The organism is Ruegeria sp. HKCCD6157 (assembly GCF_013110685.1).
In the GTDB taxonomy this organism is placed as follows: Bacteria; Pseudomonadota; Alphaproteobacteria; order Rhodobacterales; family Rhodobacteraceae; genus Ruegeria.
Genome location: NZ_WVRB01000001.1, coordinates 145985 through 163106, shown reverse-complemented (window position 1 = coordinate 163106; position 17122 = coordinate 145985). Strand labels below are relative to the sequence as shown.

Annotated in this window: 13 protein-coding genes and 1 tRNA gene; 7 read left to right on the top strand and 7 right to left on the bottom strand. The window is 57.8% G+C overall.

The features are described from left to right. Positions 1–20: 20 nt before the first annotated feature. From GS612_RS00705 to GS612_RS00690, 4 genes are read right to left on the bottom strand one after another with little or no spacing between them, the layout of a single operon-like run. Positions 21–422, bottom strand: a complete 402-nt coding sequence (locus GS612_RS00705) for a hypothetical protein (RefSeq protein WP_152460278.1) — start codon at positions 420–422, stop codon at positions 21–23. A 52-nt stretch (positions 423–474) separates the two neighbouring features. After that, positions 475–2226, bottom strand: coding sequence for a dynamin family protein (locus tag GS612_RS00700; RefSeq protein ID WP_171638748.1), 1752 nt, complete (start codon positions 2224–2226; stop codon positions 475–477). Between the two features lie 8 nt (positions 2227–2234). Beyond that, positions 2235–4247, bottom strand: a complete 2013-nt coding sequence (locus GS612_RS00695; protein WP_152460280.1) for a dynamin family protein — start codon at positions 4245–4247, stop codon at positions 2235–2237. 2 nt (positions 4248–4249) lie between these two features. Further along, on the bottom strand, positions 4250–4672 hold the full coding sequence (locus tag GS612_RS00690; RefSeq protein WP_152460631.1) for a hypothetical protein: 423 nt from the start codon (positions 4670–4672) through the stop codon (positions 4250–4252). Between the two features lie 831 nt (positions 4673–5503). Between GS612_RS00690 and GS612_RS00685 the strand changes: the two genes are divergently transcribed. Then, a tRNA-Leu gene (locus GS612_RS00685) sits at positions 5504–5588 on the top strand. A 454-nt stretch (positions 5589–6042) separates the two neighbouring features. Here GS612_RS00685 and GS612_RS00680 read toward each other — a convergent pair. Further along, on the bottom strand, positions 6043–7221 hold the full coding sequence (locus GS612_RS00680; RefSeq protein ID WP_171638747.1) for an acyl-CoA dehydrogenase family protein: 1179 nt from the start codon (positions 7219–7221) through the stop codon (positions 6043–6045). 194 nt (positions 7222–7415) lie between these two features. After that, the gene (locus tag GS612_RS00675; RefSeq protein ID WP_171639882.1) at positions 7416–8435 is read right to left on the bottom strand and encodes an AraC family transcriptional regulator; all 1020 of its coding nucleotides are present in this window, start codon (positions 8433–8435) and stop codon (positions 7416–7418) included. 396 nt (positions 8436–8831) lie between these two features. Between GS612_RS00675 and GS612_RS00670 the strand changes: the two genes are divergently transcribed. From GS612_RS00670 to GS612_RS00645, 6 genes are read left to right on the top strand one after another with little or no spacing between them, the layout of a single operon-like run. Continuing rightward, the gene (locus tag GS612_RS00670) at positions 8832–10145 is read left to right on the top strand and encodes an amidohydrolase family protein (RefSeq protein WP_171638746.1); all 1314 of its coding nucleotides are present in this window, start codon (positions 8832–8834) and stop codon (positions 10143–10145) included. Positions 10146–10172: 27 nt separating this feature from the next. Continuing rightward, entirely contained in the window at positions 10173–11156 is a 984-nt protein-coding gene (locus tag GS612_RS00665) for a BMP family protein (RefSeq protein WP_171638745.1), read from the top strand. Positions 11157–11172: 16 nt separating this feature from the next. After that, complete coding sequence (locus GS612_RS00660; RefSeq protein WP_171638744.1) at positions 11173–12531, top strand: amidase; 1359 nt, start codon at positions 11173–11175, stop codon at positions 12529–12531. Beyond that, positions 12528–14048, top strand: a complete 1521-nt coding sequence (locus GS612_RS00655; RefSeq protein ID WP_171638743.1) for an ABC transporter ATP-binding protein — start codon at positions 12528–12530, stop codon at positions 14046–14048. Before GS612_RS00660 ends, GS612_RS00655 begins: the two co-directional genes overlap by 4 nt. After that, positions 14038–15081 carry an ABC transporter permease gene (locus tag GS612_RS00650; protein WP_171638742.1) on the top strand — a complete coding sequence of 348 codons (1044 nt, stop codon included), beginning with the start codon at positions 14038–14040 and terminating at the stop codon, positions 15079–15081. Before GS612_RS00655 ends, GS612_RS00650 begins: the two co-directional genes overlap by 11 nt. Continuing rightward, positions 15078–16019, top strand: coding sequence for an ABC transporter permease (locus tag GS612_RS00645; protein ID WP_171638741.1), 942 nt, complete (start codon positions 15078–15080; stop codon positions 16017–16019). The genes GS612_RS00650 and GS612_RS00645 overlap by 4 nt, the downstream gene beginning before the upstream one ends. Positions 16020–16274: 255 nt before the next feature. On the opposite strand, the gene GS612_RS20435 is transcribed toward GS612_RS00645, so the two are convergent. Further along, positions 16275–17114, bottom strand: coding sequence for a hypothetical protein (locus GS612_RS20435; RefSeq protein WP_216603485.1), 840 nt, complete (start codon positions 17112–17114; stop codon positions 16275–16277). Between the last annotated feature and the right edge of the window lie 8 nt (positions 17115–17122).

Below are 17122 nucleotides of genomic sequence, written 5' to 3'. Positions count from 1 at the left end.
GTGACCCCCTCTGGTCCCGTTCAAACCGCAGCCGCAACCGGCCCCAGACTGAGATGTGATTTGGTAAGCGCCAGTCCGACATTCGCACTGTTGCGGCAGATATAGCAGACCACATGATCAGGATATTCCTTGGTCCGCAGAAAGATGTTTAGCCTGTCCTTGGAAAAAACGGCGACCTCCCCAAAGCCAGCGCTTTCTTCGTCTGCACTGCCAGCCTGACGCAAGAGCGCTTCAAAGGCTGCAACTCCGCGCCCCTGAAACAGATTGGCCACAGCCACCGCCAAAACATCCAACGAATCCGCGCAGTCGGGATCTGAAACAGAGCTGCCCAAAAGCATCCCTGTCTCCATGTCGATATACCCGGCTGCTATACAGTCGGGTATCGTTTCCATGGCGGAGTTCAGTGCGGTTTGAATAGACATCTAATCCATTGTTTTCATTTATGAGTTTCTCACTAGCTCGATTCGGATACCCTTACAACACATGCCATTCAGCGCCGCTATTTTCTTTGGCTTTCGGAATGGATCGAAGTGCCTCTCTGGTCTGCTTTTCGTTGTGCTCAATGGCGATCTGATCAAACTCGGCCAGAAAAGCCTTGAATACGTTCTTCAGCCCTTCTGCATCCTGCGGCAGGTCTTCATTTCTCGAAACCTCCTGCCACATATCCGACGCGCTGAGAGGCGATCCGACCGCAACTTCGGGCAGGCCACTCAGCGTGGCAACGTTTCTTTCAACTGCGTCAACCTGTTCGGTGGTGGCCGCTTCGATCAAACCGCTGGTTTCGGGTTCCGGCTCATACTCATCCGCAGTGTTGCCGTTTTGCGCGGCCATCAATGCCGTAATCGAGGAAACAGAAACTTCTATGCCGCGATCTTCAGCCAAATCGGCCTGCTCGGATTCCTCTTCTTCGCCATCCGGCACGATCGGGGTCTCTTGCATCGAAGTGTTCAGCGAGGCAAGCACGTCATCGGAATTGTCAACAGCCGCAAGAGGCGCGGGACTGATTTCAGCATCATCCAGAGCGCCCGTGTCGTCATCCAATGCGTCCTCCAGATCGGCGTCAACGGACAGCTCGAATTCGTCTTCGTCATCCTCAAGGCCCGCGACATTCGTCAATTCCAGCGGGTCGTTCGAGGTGTCTTTGAAAAAGGAACGCAGATCATCGCTTGTGTCGGGTTCTACGGGCAGCGGAACCGGCTCTGCCGTCATTTCTGCGCGCAGCCGTTCAGCCTCTTCCGCATCGATCCGAACCCGCTCGGCCTCATCCAGGCGCCGCTCGACCCGGGCAGGTCGCACCGGGAAGCTGGTTACAACTGTTTCGCCTACAGCGTTCGATTGCCCGGCGGCCTCCAACGGGTTCACCAACCTCAAGGGTGTGGCTTCGTCTTTGGCTGTCGGCTCGCTAGATGAACGGGCAGGGCGCAAAGGTTTGACTTTGGGTGCGTCGGCTTGGCTCTTGTCGATCTGGTATCGAGCCAACTGATCGGCGCGGTTGTCCATAATCTGTTCCGTGATCTCCAGGAAACTGTCGATCATCTTGCCTCCGCCGCTGCGCGACCACATCTCGGCATCACCTGTCTTGTCCCGGGCAGTGATTGCGTCGCGGGCCGAGAACAGAATGGACCGATTGAACAGGTGACCAGCTTCGCGGTTAACGCGACGCAGTACTTTTTGACGGTCTTTGAGGCTCAGGGCATCTGCCCGCGTCACCAAAAGCAAAGAGTTGTGTTGCAACCTCTCGGGTAGGGAAACCCATGTCGCGCGTTCGGTTTCGCGCCAGGCTTGTGTCGCGTGGGTACACCACAAAACGCCGTTTGCCTGACCCACCGCGCGTTGCCACACATCCGTCGAGATCTTGGGGTCCGAAATGCCGGGTGTGTCGATCAGGTCGACAGCCTCCAGAATATCGGCCTCAAGGAAGATGCGGATGAACTGTGCGTCATTGACGCCAACGGTTTCAAGCTGATCCAGCTCGATCAGTTCAGTGCTTCCGTCATGGCGTTTGATATAGGGCGCTTGATTGCCCCAGCTAAACCAGACCGGTGGCAACTGGGTTGCCGTCACCTGCGTCGGCAAGGTCTGCGTTCGCAGCAAAAAGTTCATCAACGTGGATTTACCGGCGCTGAACTCGCCCATCAGGGCGAAAACCGGTTTGCGACGGGACCACTGCTCGATGCGTTCCCATGCCTTCGGAGAAACAAAGCGTGTTTGTGTATCTTTTGCCATTTTTCTACTTATGCCGCTTCGTTGCTTAGATCTTTCAGTATGTCACCCAGAATCTCGTCCTTGGATTTCTGTGGCTGCAAGCCCGCCATCGCCGCCGCAGTCTGACCCGGGTTCTTGTCGGCAGAAGACGAGATGCTCAGCAGTGTTTCCTTCTGCTCACGCAGGAAATCCGTCAGGATCGCGCGGACGTTTTCCAGAACCGCCGCGATCTGGTTTTCCTCGATATCCTTGGTGATCGAATTTGCCTCGGACGCGATCAACCGCGTGTAATCCGCCGCATATGCCTCAAACCCCTTTCGGCGTTGCCACCAACGTCGCCACCAGGTGCTTTGCAAGTCCAGTGCGATCGTCCGGCCGATGCCGAGAGGCGGCGGAACACGGGGGACAATGGGCGCTTCGATGCTGAATTCGCCCAGATGGTTGCCGAGTATCTTGTGATAAAGCGCTTCGACGTCCGCAGCAGCGGTTGCGTACAACGCCCCGGCATCCTTTCGCATGGCGCGGGCGAAACTGAAATAGGCAGCCTTTTGCAGCGTCCGCAAGCCCGCGGGATCGTATTGCCACGTGCCTTGTTCGCCATTTTTTTCAAGATGCGCGATCAGAGAGTCCGTTGCGCGTTTGACGAAATTGTCCTCTGCTGACTTCAGACGCTCCAACACTTTGTCGCGCAGCGCATTTGTCAATTCGGCGGCTTTCTTTTCGTATTCGGCTGACACCGTGTTTATCGCCTCTTCGGGCGATACGCCGTCAAGATCCCGTGCAACGCCTTCGCCTTCGGACAGATTCTTGGCAACCGCAGTCGCGCGGATCTGACTGGCAATGTTACGCGCCCGATGGCGGACGCGGTCCATCAGGCGCGCTCCGGCACCGTCTGCAATGCGCTCATTCATGGCCAGCAGCAGATCGGGCAGACCGGACAGCGCCCAGATTTTGTCGAGCGAGGCCGCCTGATCACCGAAACCGGCGGCCAGGTAGAACGTATTCAAGGCCTGGCGCGACTCTTCTGTCAGAATATCCGGGTTCCCGGTCAACGCCGCTTCGGCCCACAGTGCGCTGCCAAAAACGACGCTGGTATTTGTGTCGATATTGTTCTGTTTCAGCGTGTCCTGAATGCGGTCACGGATCTCTGGAACCTGGTTCACAGGATCGGACAGCTCGTCGATCCGGTTGACGAACAGGATGATCTGCCGGTTCTCGAACTGCGCGATAATGCGCATCAGGGCCATGTCCATTGTCGTCAGGGCCTGGCTTGCCGCCAACACCACAACGCAGACTTCGGATCCGCGCAGGCTGCGCAGAGTGATTTGTTCACGCACCATGAACGTATCGTTCACACCCGGCGTGTCGCACAGTTTCAGCGCGATGGGGTATTGCGGAATGTCCATATACAGCTCGGCTGATTTGGTAACATCAGCAAACCGGCCCGTTTTGGGATCAATATCGGGATCGTCTTCATCGCCCAGGCAGACATAACGCTGAATCAGTTCCTCATCGAAATGATCATACTGATGGCTTTGACCTAGGATCAGGTCGAAATGTTTGCCAAGACGTTCCTCTGACTTGGCCTTCATCTCACCGATCTGGCGGCGGATGTCTTCCATCTCGTCATCAGCGCCGGCGCGATTGGCCAATTCGCCAAGACGACCGCCACCGACCATCAGGTTGTCCCATTCTTCCTGCTCGAAAAACGTGAACTTGGCCTTTGTATCACCGGGTGGGCGCGTGTTGATGTTCAAGGTCGTAACCACCGACGTCCACGGGTTGACGTCTGACGGAAGCAGGCCGGGGTGCCCGGCAAGAATATTGACGATCGAGGATTTTCCGGCCTTGACCTGGCCCACCATCGTGACACTGGCGGTAAAGTTCTCCATCCGGGTCTTGAGGGTCGCCAGCCGTGCCGAGGAGCGCGCATCAGCCACCTCAGTCAGTTGATCAATCTGAGCCGTCAGTGAAGCCATGGTTGCCGTCATCGGTGCCAGTGCTTCGTTGCCCACAGACAAAAGGTGATCGTTGCGCGCCATACTTAACCTCCGGTTCCCGTTGCAGCAATTTGCGGTTCGTGCGCAACACGCCCCGCCGGAACGCTTGTCAGAGTGTCGATCCGCGCGATCAGGTCCAATGCATTGCCTAGTATTTCGGCCTCGGCCCGAGGTGAAATGGTCTCGTACGATTTGGAATCGGCCAGAACTTCGATCGAGCTGAAGCGGTCGCCGTTCTCGAGGCAAGCAACGCGGCGCCCGGTTGGGAAACCTTCGGATTTTGCAGCTGGCAGCGGCATGCGTGCGTTCGCAAGCAGGTAATGTTCACCGGAATGCGTTCGAAGGGAAATACCAAAGCCAGTAGTCGGGTGGTCGCGATTCAGAGTCTTGAGCTCACCAAGGAAACTCTCACGAGCGAAGAAGACGGCTTCTTGCTCGGCGGCAGCGGAGGGATTCAAATCGGTCACAGCAGAAAGCCTTGTATTGGAGTTGAGCAAAAAACTCGTACCGGTGCCAAAGTGGCAAAAAGACTCATTAACTCCTGATAAACAACAAGTACCTTCAAGGCGGTGTTATTTTGGCGCGAATAAGATTTTTTAGCGGTTGAATTGTGGCGGCAATGTGGTCGATCTCTCATAAGAATGCCTCAACCGATGCGAGTATTTCGATGCGGCAGATCAGACCGAGAAACGTCCGGCAAGCTTGGATGCATGCATAATAGGCGCAGCCAAATGAGGCAAAGGTGACGCCTTTTCAGGTGCATTCGAATGATTTGGAGGTCGAAAACCTTTTGGCTTCATACTTCTGAATAAAAACAATTATTTATGTTCTTCTGCTTTACTGAAAACACCGGATTTGCAGGATGAAGCTATGTGCCTTGGCAGATCCAGCAACGCAGTCTGCGACCGTTTTCGGGATCAGACTGCACCAACTCTGGTCCGTTGTGCCTTGATTCTCCACCAAGTCTGGCGCCACAAGTTCCGACCTGTAGTTCTGGCGTCTATTCAACGTTAGCGCGTTTTTGAACGGCTTGATTGTGCCGGGAATCAGCCTGTGAATCAAAAGCCGAAAAGCAGCATCATATAGCTGCTTGAAAACCGGTTGGAGGCGGGAGTCAGATGCCTCTGGTTTCGCAGCCGTTGCGTTGCTTGCGGTATCAACCAGGCCGAAAACAGGTTGCAGTTTTCAACTAGGCAGCCCGGCAAGTCACAAACTTTGTATTCCTCGAATTTTCCCTCTCGCACTCCGATGCAAGCTTTGTTATTGACCGCTTCATTCCAGCGTAAACGCGCTTGGTTGCGGGTGTGGCGAAATTGGTAGACGCACCAGATTTAGGTTCTGGCGCCGCAAGGCGTGGGGGTTCAAGTCCCTCCACCCGCACCAAATGAATTTACCATAATCATCATTATGCGTACCATGAATGCGCCCGTCTTCAGAGATTGTGGGCACCTTCAAGCCCTTCGTTTTCCAAACATATCAGTGGACCCAATTGACTGGGGTACTGCATTGCCCAATGGAGCATACCTGCTTTGGCAGATCTCGGGTTCGTCAGATTGCAATGTTCCGCAGCCGCGATTGGCTTGTTTGGGGTTTGATTGAGTGGTCGGGATTATTGATGTTCTCGCCCCCGTGCCCCTGCCCTTCGCTGGTCACCGTCCCACATGTCAGTGACGTCAGAAAGCAAAGCTTCATACGCTTTGCGCGACCTTGTTCATGGCGAGTTAGCACCACGGTCAACCATTCAGGCAACCGGCCGCAATAATGCGGCCGGCCTTTTGATCTTGCTGATGTCTGCGCAGAATCTCAAATTGGCGCCGATCGAACCGGTGCGGGACATTCAGTCGGTCTCACCAAAACCTTTCGGTACCGGCAGATCAGGCAGAGTTGCCGCACGTTTTTGCAAGGCCCGCCCGATGACCATACGGCTGATTTCCGTCGTCCCGTCCACGATCCGCAGCATTTGCGCAAGGCGGGACAAGCGATCCAGGCCGTAGGGTTGCAACAGCCCCGCACCTCCCAGAACCTGCGTACAGGTGTTTGCAGCTTTCACGGCGGCATCGGGCACGAACCTTTTTGCATGGGCCGCCATCAAGGGACCTTCGGGCGTGCCAAGGGCTTCTGCCGCCTTTCGGTAGAGAAGCTTTGAGGCTTCAAGGTCGGTTGCAACCTCGCCCAGCATCCACTGAATCCCGTCCAGATCAAGGTTCCTGCCGCCAAACATCTTGCGGTTCTTGGAATAGGACAACGCCGTATCCAGCGCGGATTGCATCAATCCACAACATCCTGAGGCAATCGAAACACGGGCAATGTCGATGGCCATGAGCGCGCCCTGAAGACCCTGACCAATGGGCAGGATGATGTTGGTTTCATCGACCACGACCTTGTCCATGTACATTTCGGCCAAGGGCAGGAAGTTGTAGGATGGGGTATCATAAAGCGGCCCAAAGCTGAGGCCCGGTGCGTCGGCGGGAATGGCGATCATCGCCATGTCCTTGTGGCCGGGTGCGTCGCTGGTCTTGACCACAGTGAAATAGATATCCGCCTCGGACGCCAGGCTGACCCATGCCTTCGCGCCGCTGATCGTCCATGTGCCGTCGCCATTGACCACGGCGCGCGAATACATGTTTGTTGCGTCCGATCCGGATTGTGGTTCGGTCAGTGCAAAGTTCGCCAGCTTGCGTCCAGATGTCAGGTCCCGCGCCCACTTTTCCTTGAAGGCATCCGTGCCATAGCCGCAGCCCGCAAAGGTACAGATGTTGTGCATCGACAGCGCAAAGGCATATGCGCCATCGCCCCGTCCCAGTTGTTCATAAACCTGTATGCCTTCTGCCAGCGGCAAGGCCTGCCCGCCAAACTCTTCGGGGGCGTAGAGCCCCGTCAGACCAGCGGCCCCGGCCTTGTCCGAAGCATCGCGCGGCCACTTCTTCGCGGCGTTCCAGGCATCCACATTGGGCAGGATCACCTGCTCGGCGTGGTCGCGTGCGGCTTGGAGTATGGTGTCGAGTTTGTCTGACATTGGTGGATCCTTTCACGACGGTCATTCTCAGATGGCGCCACAACCGGGAAGCCATGGATGAGCGGGATGATGAGTTTTTGAGGGCAAAACTTCCGATAAGAACGTTTTTCTACAGAAAGGTATAGCGAGCCTGCCCGCTGGGGACCATCTCGTGCAATGACAGACCATTGTCCAAAAGTGACAAATCGGGCACCCTACATTTGCACCCTGCGGTATGAGCTGGGGGTGCTTCCGGTCCAGCGCTGAAAGGCCCGGTGGAAATTGGCCGCCGACGAAAATCCGACTTCATGTGCGATGGCTTCAACGCTTTTGCGCCCCGCCTGAAGATCACGGATAGCGATGTCGCGCCGCAGGGCATCCTTGATGGCCTGAAACGATGTACCATCCGCATGCAGCCTGCGGATCAGGGTGCGCGGGGTCATGTGCATCGCGGATGCCGTCTGGGACAGGGTTGCCGCGTCCCATCCCGATTGGACCAGATAGGTGCGCACCCGCAGCGATTGGGTGTGCTCTCGCGAACTGGTGAAAATCCAGTCTCGGGGCGCGTTTTGCAAAAACCTGTCAAGATCATTCGTGCTGCGCGCCTGCGCTGGACCCAGCGCATTCGGATCGAACGAAATCGCGGTGGCACCTTGGCCGAACCGCAGCGGTGCCGGAAAGATGACCGCGTAATCCTGATCAAAGTCGGGGCGCTCAAACACGAAATCGACAGCCTTGACCGGAGCTTCGTGCCCCGCCAGCCAAGACATGAGCCCGTGGGCAAGTTTGAGTATCAGCATGTGCCCGAACCGCTGAACCTGGGCCACGCCCCGTGGCTTCAGCGTAAGCACCAGCATGTTGTCGGCGTCATCCAGATCAAACTGGTAGTCATCCAGCAACAAGTTCCAGAAGGTCGAAAAGCGGTAAAGTGCCGATGAAAGAGACGTGGCTTCCCGGACTGTCGTCAAAAGATGTTGCAGGGCTCTCGGCCGGATCGGGCGGCTCCAAAGCCCCATCATCTCATCACCGGTCTCTACTGCGGCAAGTTGATAGAGACATACGATTTGATCCAGCGTGACGCGGCCATGAGTGTGACGCGTATCCGCGACCATACCCGACCGGCCGAGAAGCGACGCCATCTGAGCCTCGGGGCATAGCGTACGCAATGCCGCCAGCCAGTCATCGATAAACTGGCTGGAAACCGTGGACAGGATCGTTGGTGCGACATTGGTCATGACGTGCAAGGAGGTATCACCAATTCCGGTCGAGATGAAACACGGCGCATTCAGATGGCGGATCGTCAATGTCTTCACCAAACAACGTTCTGGTTGAGCTTTTTTCAGTGGGCTGGCGCCCTTGTTCGCCGCACCGGTCATCGCATATCGCTGTGCGGTGGCGGGCAGAGCTTTTGTTTGCATCGGCAAGCAATCTTGCGGCTGAAATGGGCGCTCTTTTGGCTCGGGCCGCCATTGCCCCAAATCCCGGGCTGTAGACGGCCAAAATTTAATCAATAGGGCTTTGATAATGAGCAGTTGAGAGGCTGGCACAGGCACCAATTCCAGAACACCGTAAAAATAAATAGCAATTTTTTTGAATACTTTTACCATGTGGTCAAATTAGGGGGCGGATGAATGTTTGACATCATCATCAGAAAGGCCAGTTTGCAGGATGGCCGCGAACCGTTGGATATTGCGATCAAGGGCGACCGTGTTGCGGAGATTGCCGCTGACATCATGGGTGAGGCGCGCGAAGAAATCGATGCAACGGGCCGCCTGGTTTCACCTCCGTTCGTCGACCCGCACTTCCATATGGACGCCACCCTGAGCCTCGGGTCGCCACGTATGAATGTTTCGGGCACGCTTTTGGAGGGCATCGCGCTTTGGGGAGAACTGAAGCCCCTTCTGACGCCCGAAGCGGTGATTGAGCGGGCCATGCGATATTGCGATCTGGCCGTTTCGCAGGGATTGCTGGCCATCCGTTCGCATGTGGATGTTTCGTCAACTCCGTTGGTGGGCGTCGAAGCTTTGCTGGAAGTGCGCAAGCTGGTTGCCCCCTATATTGACCTGCAATTGGTGGCATTCCCGCAAGATGGACTGTACCGCGCAGAAAATGCAGAGAAAAATCTGATCCAGGCGCTCGATATGGGGGTCGATGTGGTGGGCGGCATCCCGCATTTTGAACGCACGATGTCGGAAGGCGCCCGATCGGTCACCAGGCTGGCCGAGATTGCCGCGGATCGCGGCCTGATGCTGGACCTGCACTGTGATGAAAGCGACGATCCGATGTCGCGCCATGTGGAAACCCTCGCCTATGAGACCACGCGCCTCGGGCTCGGGGGTCGTGTGACTGCAAGCCACGTCACCGCGATGCATTCATACGATAATTACTATGCCTCGAAGCTTGTTCCGCTGATCGCGGAAAGCGGCATGAACGTCGTACCGAACCCGCTTATCAATATCACGCTGCAAGGCCGCTCGGACACTTATCCGCGTCGCCGTGGCCTGACCCGTGTACCAGAATTGCGTGCAGCAGGTGTGAACGTTTCCTTCGGGCAGGATTGCACCATGGATCCATGGTATTCTCTTGGGTCCGCCGACATGCTGGAAGTGGCCCATATGGGCGTACATGCGGTGCCGATGACATCCCGCGAAGCGATGGAATGGGCTTTCACATCCGTTACCCAGAACGGTGCCAAGACCATGGGTCTGCCCGACCCGACAATTCGCAAAGGCGGCCCAGCCAACATGGTTGTGCTGCAAGCGCGTGACCCGATTGAAGCGGTCCGCATGAAAGCCACACGTCTTGCCGTCATCAAACACGGCAAGGTGCTGGCGCGCACCGAACCAAGACTGGCCGCGCTTTCCCTGCCCGGCCGCCCCTCGACCCTGGATCCCGCGGATTACGCGCCCAGGCCCAATATTCAGGAAGACCAAGAACAAAAATAATTGCCACCAACAGAAGAGGATACTCCGATGAAACTCACCACTACACGTCGTCAACTGATGGTCGGCGCCGCGGCCACGCTGGCCCTGCCGGCTTTTATCCGCCGCGCCAATGCACAATCTGCGATCCGCGTCGCTGGCGTGCATATGTCTCCGGTCGAAAATGCGTGGAACAGCCGGATCCACGTGGCGATGCAGGAAGCCGCCGAGGCTGGTCTGATCGAATATGAGTTTTCAGAGGGTGTCGCTCCGACCGACTATCCCCGTGCGATGCGCGAATATGCCGAAGGCGACGCTCAAATCATTTGGGGCGAGTCCTACGCGGTGGAACGCGAGGCACGCGAAGTGGCTGGTGACTACCCCGATACCGCGTTTCTGATGGGGTCTTCCGGCGGACCGGAGGGCGACAATTTTGGTGTCTTCGGCACCCGCAACCACGAGGCGGCCTATCTCGCCGGAATGCTTGCCGGCCAAATGTCGGAAAGCAATGTTTTTGGTTCCGTCGGCGGTTATCCGATCCCCGAGGTGAACCTGCTGATCAATGCTTTCCGGATGGGCGTCAGTGAAGTGAACCCTGACGCCACTTTCCTTAACGGTTTCATCGGAGCATGGTTTGATCCGGCTCGCGCGCAGGAAGCCGCGATTGCCCAGATCGACGCGGGCGCGGACATCCTGTTTGGTGAACGCATTGGCACAGCAGATGCCGCTCAGGCGCGCGGCGTGAAGGCCATCGGTTCACTGATAGATTATACGCCGCGCTATCCCGGCACGGTCTTTGCCAACGCAATATGGAACTATGGGCCAACCATTGAAGCCATCGTGGCGGATGTTCAGGCCGGCAATCCCACCGGGCGCAACTATACCGAATATTCCTTCATGGCCCATGGCGGCAATGAGCTGATCTATGTCGCCGACGAAGTGCCTGCCGACGCCATCCCTGCGATGGAGGCCAAACAGGCCGCGATCCAATCCGGCGAATGGGACGTTCCGATCGACGAAAGCGAGCCCTCCTGATCCCGGCGGCTTTGACGTGACCGATGCCACGGCTCTTGCTGCTGCCGTTTCTGCGGGGCAGATCACTGCCAACGATGCGATGGAAGCAAGCCTTTCCGCCTGCCACGCGCAGGCGGATCTGGGCGCCGTGGTGTTTCTGGACGAAGACATGGCCCGCGCCGGCGCGAGGGCGGCAGATGCAGCGCCATCTGATCGACGCGGGCCCTTTCACGGGGTTCCGTTCCTGGTCAAAGACCTGGGCGGTTCCGCCAAGGGACTACCCGCTGCTGCCGGGTCTGCGGCAATCCGCGCGCAAGGGCGAAAATCCGAAACTGACAGCTGCCTGTTGCAGGATTTGCGCCAGACCGGCCTGATCCCTTTTGGCGTGTCGGCAACACCGCCATTCGGCCTTTCCCTGACATGCGAACCAGATGGCATGGCTGCGGCCCGCAATCCGTGGAATCCCGCGTTGACGCCCGGTGGCTCATCTGGCGGCGCCGCGGCCGCGGTTGCAGGCGGCATCGTCGCCATTGCTCATGCCACGGATGCGGCCGGATCTATAAGAGTACCTGCCGCGTGCTGCGGCTTGACCGGGCTCAAGCCGTCACGTGGTGCGGTGCCCGGAGGCCCTGATTTTACCAATCACCTGATGGGGATAGTGTCAGAACTGGTTCTGGCACGGTCCGTTCGCGATGTGGAAACCGCCTTTCAAGCCGTAGCCCAGCCCATGGCCCCGGTATATCCGGCGGACCGCCCCCGCATTACATTGGCACTGCCCGAGCGTTGCGGAACTGACCAGTGCAAAGCCGCCAAGGATGCGGCTGACACTCTGCGCGATGCAGGCTGCGAGGTGTATGACATTTGTACCCCGGACGAGATGGGGGCCGAGGCTCATGCAATTGCACGCACGATACTGGCTGTTTCGCTGGCCGAGTGGCTCATTGCACTCAGGATATCTGATGACCAGGTTCCACCGCTTGCCGCCGCCATGGCTGCAGAGGGCCGTGCCACATCTGTCACCGCGCTTTTTGCGACCTCAAGACAGCTTGCTCGTCTGACATATCGGGCTCGCAAGATTTTCAGTTCTGTCGATGCTGTCCTGATGCCGGTCCTATCGTCTGCACCGCCCGTTATTGGCAGTTTGGATCTGTCTGGCGGCTCCGCAGATGAACACATGGCGCGGCTGGAGGCCTTTGCCCCGAACGCAGCGCTTGCCAATGTTGCAGGCTTGCCGGCTTTGGCATTGCCTTTTGGCATGGCAAATGGCCTGCCAATCGGTGTGCAACTGATGGGAACACCCGGCTCGGATGTCGGGCTGCTGAAACTTGGCGCTCTGATCGAGGCGCGTGCGCCCGAACTTACCTTTCCGTCTCCAATCGCAGGCCTGCCCACATGAACAAGGTTCTGGAACTTCACGGCATAACAAAGCGTTTTGGAACGCTTACCGCCAATGATGATGTGACACTGTCATTGGCCCAGGGTGAAATCCTAGCATTGTTGGGTGAAAATGGCGCAGGTAAAACGACGCTGATGAACATCCTGTTCGGCCATTATGCAGCCGACGAAGGCTCTGCCAGGGTGTTTGGCAAAGCGTTGCCTCCGGGTCTGCCCCGCGCAGCGATCGAGGTGGGTGTGGGCATGGTACACCAGCACTTTACGCTTGCGGGCAACCTCACGGTTCTTGAAAACGTCATGCTGGGTTCAGAACCCCTGACACGCGCACGGTCCGCGCGTGGCGAGGCGCGCGCAAAGTTGTTGCAGATCGCGGATCGGTTTGGTCTGCCCGTGAACCCCGACGACAGGATCAAGTCCCTTTCCGTGGGTGAACGTCAACGCGTCGAAATTCTGAAAGCGCTGTACCGAGACGCGCGCATACTGATCCTGGATGAACCCACCGCCGTTCTGGCCCGGCCCGAGGCAATGCGCCTGTTCGAGACGCTGCGCGACATGACGAAAGAAGGTCTGTCGCTTATCTTCATCAGTCACAAACTGCATGAGGTCATGGCGGCCTCTGACCGTGTGGCCGTTCTTCGTGGCGGTAGGTTGGTCGCGGAACGCAGGACCTCTGAAACCACCCCCGGAGAGTTGGCGGAACTGATGGTTGGCCGCAAGGTGGAACGACCCGTTCGTCAAGACCACGAGATTGGCGCGCCGGTTCTGGTGGCAAACGAGGTGCGCGTGGAAGAAGACGGTGAATTGCGGCTGGATGACGTGTCATTCACCGTCCATGCAGGCGAGATCCTTGGTATCGTCGGCGTATCAGGCAATGGTCAGGCCTCGCTTGGCGGGCTGTTGTCTGGATTGATCCACCCCAGCGCCGGGCAGTTGACACTGCTGAACCAGGATATCGGCCATCTGGGCCCGCGAGGCATGATCCAGGCTGGCGCTGGCAGGGTACCGGAAGACCGCCATGCAGAAGGTGTCGTGGGTGAATTGAGCCTGTGGGAAAATGCAGTTCTTGAACGTCTGCGCACACCGGAGTTTTCGCGCCGAGGCTTTGTCCGACAACGCGCCGCCCGAGAATACACCGCAGGGCTTATCGAACGGTTTGATATCCGAGGGGCCAGTCCCGACACGCGCACACGGCTGCTGTCTGGCGGCAACATGCAAAAATTGATCCTGGGGCGGGTCCTGACCAACGGACCGCGTTTCGTGCTCGCCAACCAGCCGACGCGGGGCCTTGATGAAGGGGCAATTGCCGCAGTTCATGCCGAGCTTCTGGCCGCACGGGCCGAGGGTGCTGCGATCCTGCTTATTTCAGAAGAACTTGAAGAAGCCGTAGCTCTTTCAGACCGAATACAGGCGATCGTTAAGGGTCGATTGTCGAAACCGATATCCGCTGATGAGGCTGACCCGCAACGCCTTGGCCTGATGATGGCAGGTGTCTGGAAGGAAGATGATGATGCGGCTTGAACGACGCACATATGTACCGCTGTACCTTGTGGTCATTGCGCCGCTGGCCGCGATCTTTACCGCGTTGTTATTGGCTGCGGGTTTAATCGCAGCGGCAGGTGTGAACCCATTGACTGCCTATGGTGAAATGCTGACCGGCGCCCTTGGGTCACGCCTTTCGATCACCGAGATGCTGACCCGCGCCACGCCGCTGATATTTACCGGGCTTGCCGCGGCCGTCGCCTTTCGGGCCCGTCTTTGGAACATCGGCGGCGAGGGGCAGTTCTTTGTCGGCGCACTGATTACCGCCTGGATCGGGCATTCTCTCGGGGTTCCCGGGTGGATCGGTATACCGATTTTGATGCTGGCGGGCATGGCGGCGGGTGCGGCCCTGTTGGCGGGCCCCGCTTATTTGCGCCTGCGTTTCGGGGTGGATGAGGTGGTGACGACCCTGCTGCTCAACTTCATTGTGATCCTTTTCGTCGGCCTCATGATCGAGGGTCCGATGCGCGATCCGATGGCCTTTGGCTGGCCTTCCTCAGTGCCCGTGGGCGGAGAGTACCGCCTGCCGGATCTTATTCCCCGCACGCGCCTTCATATCGGGTTGCTTTTTGCCATCGCGGCAGCAGGTGTTGTTTGGCTGATCCTGGCCCGCACGGTTTTTGGGGCTGAAACACGCGCCGCAGGCTTGAACGCCGGTGCCGCCGCCTTTGCCGGAATTTCCCTTCCCAAAACGATCATGGGTGTGGCCCTGCTTTCAGGCGCTTTGGCAGGTCTGGCAGGTTCCATCGAAGTCATGGGCGTCACAGCCGGGGTCACCACGACCATGAGCCCCGGATTCGGCTATGCCGGCATCGTCGTCGCAATGCTGGCCGCATTGCATCCGGCGGGTGTGGTCGCCGCCGCGGTTTTCGTCGCCACCGTCTTTGTCGGGGCCGACGCCATGAGCCGCGCAACCGGCGTTCCCAGCTTCATTGCCGACGTGATCGTGGCGCTCTGCCTGCTCACCATGATCGTGGCCCTTCTTTTCACAACGTACCGGGTGCGCCGATGAGTGATGCAATTGATCTGCTGCTGAACACCAGCCTCTGGGCGTCCGTGCTGCGTATCGCAACGCCGCTTATTTTCGGAGTCCTCGGCGCGTTGCTGTGTGAACGTTCGGGGGTTCTCAATCTGGGGATCGAGGGGATCATGACCATGGGCGCGATGAGCGGTTGGCTTGCCGTCTACATGGGCGCGCCTTTGCTGGTTGGCCTGATGATCGCGGCACTTTGCGGCGCGATGTTGGGATTGCTGCACGCCATACTAACGGTCCCGCTTGGATTGTCGCAACATGTCTCGGGGCTTGGCATCACGCTGTTTGCATCCGCGCTGGCCTACTACCTTTACCGGTTGCTTGTCGAAGTGGGCGATCTGCCCCCGACGATAGAACCTTTCCAGCCACTCGATGTTCCGGGTGTTTCCGATATTCCCATTCTGGGTCCGATCCTGTTTTCCCAGGCTCTGCCGACCTACCTCGCGCTGTTTGCGGTGGCTGTGATGGCCTACGTTCTTGCCCGGACACCGCTGGGGCTGGCCATTCGCATGACTGGTGAAAACCCGCACGCGGTTGAGGCACAGGGGCTGAACCCCATTCGCATTCGCATTGGTGCAGTGGTTGTCGGATCAGCGTTGATGGCAGTGGGTGGCGCGTTCCTGACGACAACGGCGTTCAACAGTTTTTTCCCGGGCATGGTTCAAGGACGCGGCTGGATCTGCATCGCGCTGGTTGTGTTCGCAAGTTGGCGACCGGGCAAGGCGTTGATCGGTGCCGTGCTGTTTGCATTTTTCGATGCATACCAGCTGCGGCTGCAAACGTCGATCGAAGGCGTGCCATATCAACTCTTCCTGATGGCGCCCTATGTGCTTTCCATCGTCGCGCTCGTTCTCGTCGCCCGCAGGGCCGAGGTGCCTGCCGCGCTGATGGCACCCCATCGGCGCGGTGAACGTTAGGATCAGGGTTCACAACCAGTGGATGACTGGTCGTTGCAAGCGAGAAAGGGGCAGGACTTACATGACACATCGCTCATGCCGGTTTGCGGAGTTGGTGCCCGTCCCTTTCATGTTGGGGGGACTTTGAGCCAACACCTTGGGCAAGAAGCCATTGATCCCAATGCAGTACGCCAATAACCGCTGGCAATGACGTAAATGAAAGGCGGCCTCTGACGATGAGAAGCCGCCCTTTGTCTTTCGTTCTGACGCAGTTGCCTAGTTGCCTGCCGACTGCAATCTCCGACGGTCAGCGGCGGTTGCATTTCTCTCAACGACAGTCCGGTTGTATGGGTCTTTCAACTCATACCGGCCAAATTCGATCTCTTCTTTCCAGCCATTGGCATAGTTTACTTCGATGTTGTTGCCCTGGCGTTCGATTTTTGTGGGTCGACTTCCAGCAGTGCCGCCTTGCCCTGAAGAGCGCACGTTGTCGATGGAGATACCATTAGCCAATGACCGGAGCCTTGAGACATCGGCGCCTGTCGCCAGCCGTTCTTCCACAGTGCGGTTCTGAGCATTCTTTCTTTCATACCGACCGTTTTCGATTTCTTCCTTGGTTCCATCGGCATAGCGCACTTCGATGCCGTTGGCGTTCGTCTCAACCTTCGTTATGCCGGCAGAGCGTGATGATCCGCCGCCTGACCGGGATTGATCCTTTTTGCCGCTGCCTCGATTTGAACGCTTCGAGTCATCATCATCATCGTCGTCATCGTCGTCGCGACCACCTTTGCCGGATCCGGAATTGTCGTCCCGATCATCGTCACGGTCATCATCCCTGTCGTCGTCCCTATCATCGTCCCTGTCGTCGTCGCGATCACCACCGCGACCACTGTTGCCCGACCCCGAGTTGTCGTCCCGTTCGCCGCCACGATCATCCCCCCGGTCATCATCGCCACCATCTCCATCTTTTCCGCTGCCACTTTTGGCAAAGGCATAGGCTGGTTCAAGGGTCAAGCGACCTTCCGTGTCAAACTTCGGCACGTAAGGCGTCGCGGCAATCAACGAAGCCAGTGCTGCTGTGCTGAGAAGCTGGCCCAGTTTTCCTTGAAGTTTCATTTTTTCGC

What these genes read in the sequence shown, in the direction of transcription:
- GS612_RS00705 (WP_152460278.1), bottom strand. Translation starts at nt 422, where the DNA reads ATGTCTATTCAAACCGCACTGAACTCCGCCATGGAAACGATACCCGAC.
- GS612_RS00700 (WP_171638748.1), bottom strand. Translation starts at nt 2,226, where the DNA reads ATGGCAAAAGATACACAAACACGCTTTGTTTCTCCGAAGGCATGGGAA.
- GS612_RS00695 (WP_152460280.1), bottom strand. Translation starts at nt 4,247, where the DNA reads ATGGCGCGCAACGATCACCTTTTGTCTGTGGGCAACGAAGCACTGGCA.
- GS612_RS00680 (WP_171638747.1), bottom strand. Translation starts at nt 7,221, where the DNA reads ATGTCAGACAAACTCGACACCATACTCCAAGCCGCACGCGACCACGCC.
- GS612_RS00675 (WP_171639882.1), bottom strand. Translation starts at nt 8,435, where the DNA reads ATGACCAATGTCGCACCAACGATCCTGTCCACGGTTTCCAGCCAGTTT.
- GS612_RS00670 (WP_171638746.1), top strand. Translation starts at nt 8,832, where the DNA reads ATGTTTGACATCATCATCAGAAAGGCCAGTTTGCAGGATGGCCGCGAA.
- GS612_RS00665 (WP_171638745.1), top strand. Translation starts at nt 10,173, where the DNA reads ATGAAACTCACCACTACACGTCGTCAACTGATGGTCGGCGCCGCGGCC.
- GS612_RS00655 (WP_171638743.1), top strand. Translation starts at nt 12,528, where the DNA reads ATGAACAAGGTTCTGGAACTTCACGGCATAACAAAGCGTTTTGGAACG.
- GS612_RS00650 (WP_171638742.1), top strand. Translation starts at nt 14,038, where the DNA reads ATGCGGCTTGAACGACGCACATATGTACCGCTGTACCTTGTGGTCATT.
- GS612_RS00645 (WP_171638741.1), top strand. Translation starts at nt 15,078, where the DNA reads ATGAGTGATGCAATTGATCTGCTGCTGAACACCAGCCTCTGGGCGTCC.
- GS612_RS20435 (WP_216603485.1), bottom strand. Translation starts at nt 17,114, where the DNA reads ATGAAACTTCAAGGAAAACTGGGCCAGCTTCTCAGCACAGCAGCACTG.